Origin of the sequence: Microbacterium sp. Leaf351, from assembly GCF_001423825.1 — a bacterium.
GTDB lineage: Bacteria > Actinomycetota > Actinomycetes > Actinomycetales > Microbacteriaceae > Microbacterium > Microbacterium ginsengisoli.
Genome location: NZ_LMPK01000021.1, coordinates 29,992 through 36,011 on the forward strand (window position 1 = coordinate 29,992; position 6,020 = coordinate 36,011).

Annotated in this window: 6 protein-coding genes; 2 read left to right on the forward strand and 4 right to left on the reverse strand. The window is 69.3% G+C overall.

Features of this window, described 5'->3' with window-relative positions; all coding sequences use genetic code 11:
• The coding region (locus tag ASG00_RS07505) for a hypothetical protein (RefSeq protein WP_235559424.1) at nucleotides 1-219 on the forward strand (219 nt) is incomplete at its 5' end.
• 8 nt (nucleotides 220-227) lie between these two features.
• Here ASG00_RS07505 and ASG00_RS07510 read toward each other — a convergent pair.
• Nucleotides 228-812, reverse strand: coding sequence for a hypothetical protein (locus ASG00_RS07510; protein ID WP_156454729.1), 585 nt, complete (start codon nucleotides 810-812; stop codon nucleotides 228-230).
• Nucleotides 813-877: 65 nt separating this feature from the next.
• Nucleotides 878-1,780: an endonuclease/exonuclease/phosphatase family protein gene (locus tag ASG00_RS07515; RefSeq protein ID WP_056519013.1), complete on the reverse strand. Its 903-nt coding sequence runs from the start codon at nucleotides 1,778-1,780 to the stop codon at nucleotides 878-880.
• 141 nt (nucleotides 1,781-1,921) lie between these two features.
• Here ASG00_RS07515 and ASG00_RS14890 point away from each other — a divergent pair, with 141 nt between their 5' ends.
• Entirely contained in the window at nucleotides 1,922-2,344 is a 423-nt protein-coding gene (locus tag ASG00_RS14890) for a hypothetical protein (protein WP_137878509.1), read from the forward strand.
• A 561-nt stretch (nucleotides 2,345-2,905) separates the two neighbouring features.
• Here ASG00_RS14890 and ASG00_RS07520 read toward each other — a convergent pair.
• Both ASG00_RS07520 and ASG00_RS07525 read right to left on the reverse strand, forming a co-directional pair.
• Nucleotides 2,906-3,802, reverse strand: a complete 897-nt coding sequence (locus tag ASG00_RS07520) for a DUF1295 domain-containing protein (protein ID WP_056208096.1) — start codon at nucleotides 3,800-3,802, stop codon at nucleotides 2,906-2,908.
• A gap of 43 nt (nucleotides 3,803-3,845) precedes the next feature.
• A complete protein-coding gene (locus ASG00_RS07525) occupies nucleotides 3,846-5,663 on the reverse strand; it encodes an AMP-dependent synthetase/ligase (RefSeq protein WP_056208099.1) in 1,818 nt (605 codons plus the stop codon).
• Between the last annotated feature and the right edge of the window lie 357 nt (nucleotides 5,664-6,020).

Consider the following 6,020-nt stretch of genomic DNA (forward strand, 5'->3'; position numbering starts at 1 on the left):
GTGGCCGACAATGATGTCATCTCAACAATCGGCGCGCGATTCTGCGTCGGGGAGCAGTGGCTCTACTGGGTGAATTACGTCCGCCGTGATGGCGACACACTGTACTCCGGTGACACCCTCAACCTCGACGCGCACACCATCTTCAGCGTGGGCGACCAGAACGGCATCGTTCACAATAATGCTCTACCCGAGGGCTTCGTGATCCCGCCTCAGCGGTGACGGGGCGGTCAGTTCGCGTCCACTGTCACTTCTGACTGCAGACCGGTCTCGGTGTCGTAGGTCGTTATCCGCCACGCCGGCCGCCCGTCCTGCATGATCAGCGCCAACTCGATGAGGCGCGGACTGGGGTAGACCTCGCCGGACAGTTGGGCGGCGGCGTACGCACTGACCCCGAGGTCAGCCAGTTCGGCCTCCGTGAGCGTCACGTGGCGTTTCTGCTTCACGGCGAGGGTGCTGGCATCGTAGAGCGCCTCCTGGCCTCGGTCGGGTTCGGTGACGGACTCGCCCCACTCGTCACGACCGGGATCGAGACTCCGTACCCGCCAGACCCACTGGTCGTCGACATACTCCAGCCGCAGCCCGACAAGAGGGCCAGGAGGAGAGTTCGCCTCCCCGAAGAATCCCTCCAACCAATCTGACGGCCACGCCACGCTGACAGGGACACCGCTGGTGGGGTACTCCTCGCCGACAGAATCCGGAGCGTCCGGGAACGACGCGTCGGCAGAATCCGGAGCGTCCGGGAACGACGCGCCGCACCCGGACAGGACAAGCGTTCCGGCGATCACGATCGCCCCGACGAACATCGTCATCATCCGCTTCATCGGATCACTCCATTCCCGAGGACCAGCCTAGACAAGGCCGTCGCGCATGAGTTGGCTCAGTTCCGCCTCAGGTGGGCGATGATGGGCCGGTGGTCGCTGCCTCTGTCATCGAACGAGCTGTCCACGGTGACCTCGTGCACAGCCCACGCAGACCCGACCAGTACATGGTCGATCGGCGACGCGAGCCACACCGGCAGTGACGTCGGCCAACTGCCTGCTGCCGCAGAACCCGACTCGCTCGCCGCGTCTCGGCAATCCCCCATCAGCGACTCTCCGCGACCGAATGCCGACAGGTGATCGATCGTCGCGTTCAAGTCCCCGGCCACGATCACGTCGGGCTCGCCGCATTGGGTGGCGACCCACTCCAACCCCGCCCGCCAGCCAGCCATGTCTTCCAACAACGGCGGCAGCGGGTGTGCGGCGACAATCGTCGGCCTGATCCCATTGACGGGGCGCCAGACCCCACTCGGCAACCCGGGCGTCGAACCGGCTGCCTCGTCAACGCGGTACTCGCCGAGATCGGCTGCGATGAGCACGGACGTCGGGATCCACGAGTCACCCGCTTCGCCGTACGCGGTATCGGCCCACATTTCACGGCCCGACAGCGAAACGATCCGCGCAGTCTCTGCCGCGGCAACGGCGTCCGTCTCCGGCAGCGTGACGATGTCGGCATCGGTCTCGACAATGAGCTCCGCGATGCTCTCAGGCGATACCGCACCGCCGAGAGTGTTCCACGAAACAACCACAAGATCACCGTCAGGCACGGCCTCACCGGCACCGCGCGAGGAGAGAATGGCGCCGCTTGTGAGGGATGTAGCACCGAGGATGATGGCGACTCCGGCGGCAACACCCCAGCGCCGCCGGAGCACGGCGACAACTGCGGCGCCGCCGGCGAGAACAAGGAGGACGATTGCGACCAGTCCGCGGAACGCAAGAAGCTGAGCGATGATCGGAGTCAATTCTGCGCCGAATGCTTGCGGCCACGCGATAAGTACCCCGACAGGCGCACCCGCGAGTAGCGTCGCGAAGAGCGGGATTCTGCGGGAACGTCGAGTCGGCATCAACCTCAGTCAACCGTTCCTGAAGCTAGAGTCAAACCCGTGGTGACGGACGAGCTCGCGAACCTTCTGCAACGCGCATACGGCCCCGATCAGGAACCGCTGACGCAAGTCGAGTTGTATCAGCTGCGAGGACTCCAGACCTTCCCGCAAGACGGGCGCGGAATCGACCAGATTGAAGACGTGCCGCGAACGCGTGCCTCACGGCGCTGGGGCTGGCCGGTCGCGGTGGTCGTCATCGGAGTCGTGGCCGGGTTCACCGGGCACGCGTACGGCGAGGGAGGGTTCGACCCGGCAGCGCCCGCACAAACGGATAACGAGCAGGTGTCGGGGATCCCGCTCCCCGATGGACGGTGGGGCTCGCTCTCAGACGCTGACTGTGCGGTGAATCTGAGCGCGACCAGCGGCGCACGCGAGTCAGTTACATGCACGTGGAGCGAACACGGTGGTGACACGCGTCGCTGACGAGCTTCCTGGAGAGAATGTGCGCGGAGTGATCCAGGTCAACCGCTCGGGCGACGGGATAGGGCTACGAGCGGCGCAGGGCATCGATCAAGTGATCGCGATTCATTCTTGCTGGCAACGGATCGCCCGGGGCGATGGGGGCCCATCCCCATGTAGTCCGTTCGAGTTGGATTCGAGACATCTGTCGTGAGACCGATCGGATTGCCGGTGCGATAGTTCGGTCGAGAAAAGCCCTGGTCGGACAGCCGCGACCGAACAACTCTCGTGAGATCCGACATTTCGCACCAGTCGTGCATGACATCGGGGTGACGCGACGCGCCTCGCCCGGCCCCGCAACGTCGGAACTTCTCGGCGGCACGCCGCGCCGCGGCATCCGTCGCCGGCGCGTCAGGGAAGACTTCCGACGTGGTGCCCGGCCGAGTCCGCGGGTCGATCGCCGGCCGACCCGGGCCGTTCCCCTCACCCGCCTCGGTGACCCTTACCCGCCCCCGGCACTCGCCGGCCGCCCCACCCGGCCGCCGTCACCACCCGGCCGCCGTCACCACCCGGCCGCCGCGACCCTCACTCCGCCGCGGCGACCCGCGTCGTCGGCGCGGTGAGGCGCGGGAGCAGCACGGGAGTGCGGGCCTTGTACGCCCGGTAGGCGGGATCGTCGCCCCACTTCCGCTCCGCCTTCGCCTCGAGCAGGGGGATGCCGCTGACCCGGGTGAGCAGCAGGGTGACGAACAGGGGCGAGAGCACGGCGACCCACTGCCAGCCCGACAGCGCCGGGGCGGCGACGAGGAACACGCCCACCCACAGCACGATCTCGCCGAAGTAGTTCGGATGCCGCGACCGAGACCACAGGCCCGTGCTGATGAAGCGACCGCGGTTCGCGGCATCCGCCTTGAAGGCGTTCTTCTGGGCATCCGCGACGATCTCGATCACGAGGCCGACGAGCCACACCGCGATGCCGACGTAGGCGATCCACCCCAGCGGCGCCGGCTGGTCGGACGACAGGGCGATCCACGCCGCCGATGCCGTCAGGCTCACCCACGCGCCCTGGATCACCCACACCTGCAGGAACCGCACCGGGTTCTGCTTGATCGTGTCGAACCGGTCGTCGCCCCCCGTGCGCCGCACGCGCATGAACAGGAACGTGCCGAGCCGCAGCGCCCACACCGTCACCATCGCCGCGAGCACCCAGCCGCGCGCGTCGATGGTCGGATGCAGCACCACGAGGCCCGCGGAGACGACGACGAACGTGAGGCTCCCGGTCAGGTCGAAGAAGTGCTCGGTGTGCGCGAGCTGCGATGGGATGTACACGATCACCTGGATCGCGAATGCGGCGATCACGGCGAGCGCGTACAGCGGGAACCCGCCGACGGTCGCCCCGCCCTGGCTTCCGGCGACGGCGACGAGCGCGCCGATCACCAGCACGACGATGATCGTGAGGAGGGCTTTGCGGGTCACGGACATGGGGTGCTCCGATCGGGTCGAAGGAACGAGGGGATGCCGCGGCTCACGCGCGGGCGTAGAGGTCGTCGATCACGGCGGCGCCGCGGTCGAGCAGCGCGGTGCGCTTGATCTTCAGGGTCGGGGTGACGAGGGTCGTGTCGTCGAGGTCGGCGAGCACGAGCGCGAAGCGCCGCACGCTCTCACTGTGGGAGACGCGGGAGTTCGCGGCATCCACCACGGCAGTCAGCGCCGCGACGAGGGCGGGATCGTCGATCACGGAGAGCCCGTCGCCCGCGGTGTCGTCGACCGAGACACCGTTCTCCTGCGCCCAGGCGCGGGTCTCGACGGGGTCGAGCACGAGCAGGGCCGACAGGTACGAACGCCCCTCGCCGACGGTCACCGCGTGGGCGACGAGGGGATGTGCCTCGACCGCGTTCTCCCACGCCTGCGGCACGACGGTCTTGCCGGTGCTGGTGATGATGACGTCCTTGAGGCGGCCCTCGAGCACGAGGCGGCCGTCGTCGTCGAGCCGGCCGAGGTCGCCGGTGCGCAGGAAGCCGTCCTCGAACGCGTCGGCGTTGTGCCGCGGGTCGCGGTAGCCCGCGAACACCCCGACGCCCCGCGCGAGGATCTCGCCGCGCTCGCTGATGCGCACGGTCGAGCCGGGCAGCGGGTAGCCCACGGTGCCCGAGCGGATGTTCCCCGGCAGGTTGCCGGTCAGGGGCGCGGATGTCTCGGTCAGCCCGTAGCCCTCGATCACCGGCACGCCGAGGCCGCGGAAGAACAGCGACAGGTCGGCGGCGAGCGGGGCGCCGCCGGAGAGGATGTAGTCGAGCCGGCCGCCCATGAGCGCGCGCAGCCGCCCGTAGAAGAGGCGGTCGAAGAGCCGGCGGCGCAGCCGCAGCCCGAACGCGGGCGTCGCGCCCGACTCGGCGGCCTCCCCCCACTGCTCGGCGGTCGCGACGGCGCCGCGCCAGACCGCGGCGAGGTGAGCGGCATCCGCTTTCGCTCCGGCCGCCGCGCGGATCTTCTCGAGCACCCGCGGGACGACCACGAGGAAGGTCGGGCGCAGCACCCCGAGGCTCTCGACGACCTGGGTCGTGTCGGCGACGTGCGCGATGCGCATCCCGCCCGACAGGCAGATGAGCTGCAGGCCGCGGGCGAGCACATGGGCGAGTGGCAGGAAGATGACCGTGTTGCCGCCGTCGTGCACCACGGCGCTGTACGCCGCGGCGATGTTGGCGACCTGGCCGACGAAGTTGCGGTGCGTGAGGATCGCGCCCTTCGGTTCGCCGCTCGTGCCCGACGTGTAGACGATCGTCGCGGGGGAGTCGAGGTCGGCGTGACGGCGCCGCGCCTCGAGAACGTCATCGCCGATCGCGACGCCGCGCGCGGTGAGCGCGTCGAGGTCGGCGGGCGAGGCATCCATCGTCCAGACGCCGAGGTCGCCGAGACCCGTCGCGGCGAACGCGTCGGTGAGGATGCCGCGCTGTCGCTCTCCGCCCGCGATGCCCAGCCGCACCTGCGCATCGGTGGTGATCGCCGAGACCTGGTCGGGGGACGAGGTGTCGTAGACCGGCACGATCACGGCGCCCGCGAACCACCCGGCGAGATCGGCGACGGCCCACTCGTAGCGGGTGGGCGCCATGATCGCGACGGTCTCGCCGGCGCCGACGCCGACGGCGATCAGGCCCTTCGCGAGCGACTGCACCTGGTGCAGATAGTCGGCCGTCGAGACGTGTCGCCACGGATGCTCCGCATCACCGGTCGGCACATCGAACGCCGCGTGATCGGGCGCCGTCGCCGCGCGCCGGGTCAGCAGGTCGGTGATGTTGCGGTAACCGTCGATGTCGACGAGGGGTTCGGTGGAGCGCTCCCGCATGGTGTCCTCCGGTCGGAACGTCGTGGCACTGGGTCACTCCGTGGCCGCAGGCGGGCAGGGAGAAGTGACCCCATACTGGCGTTTCGGAGCCGTCGACGAAGTGGATTGCCCTTCGGGCCGGAATGTGCTCTGGGGTCGGGCAGGGGCTGCGGCTGGGGCTGCGGCTGCGGCAGGGACTGCGGCTGCGGCAGGGGCTGGCGCGGGCTCGGGCGGTGCAATCCGCGAACGGCGCGATGCCCGCACTGCGTCGGAACTTCTCGGCGCCGCGCCGGTTCGGGATGCCGCGGCGCCCCGTGTCGGCGAGAAGTTCCGACTGTGCGCGGGGCCAGGGGGCTCGGGAGCCGGGGTCGGGCGGGG

Excerpts from the sequence above, each read along its gene's own strand:
- ASG00_RS07520 (WP_056208096.1), bottom strand. The coding sequence starts at position 3,802 with ATGTCCGTGACCCGCAAAGCCCTCCTCACGATCATCGTCGTGCTGGTG.
- ASG00_RS07525 (WP_056208099.1), bottom strand. The coding sequence starts at position 5,663 with ATGCGGGAGCGCTCCACCGAACCCCTCGTCGACATCGACGGTTACCGC.
- ASG00_RS07510 (WP_156454729.1), bottom strand. The coding sequence starts at position 812 with ATGATGACGATGTTCGTCGGGGCGATCGTGATCGCCGGAACGCTTGTC.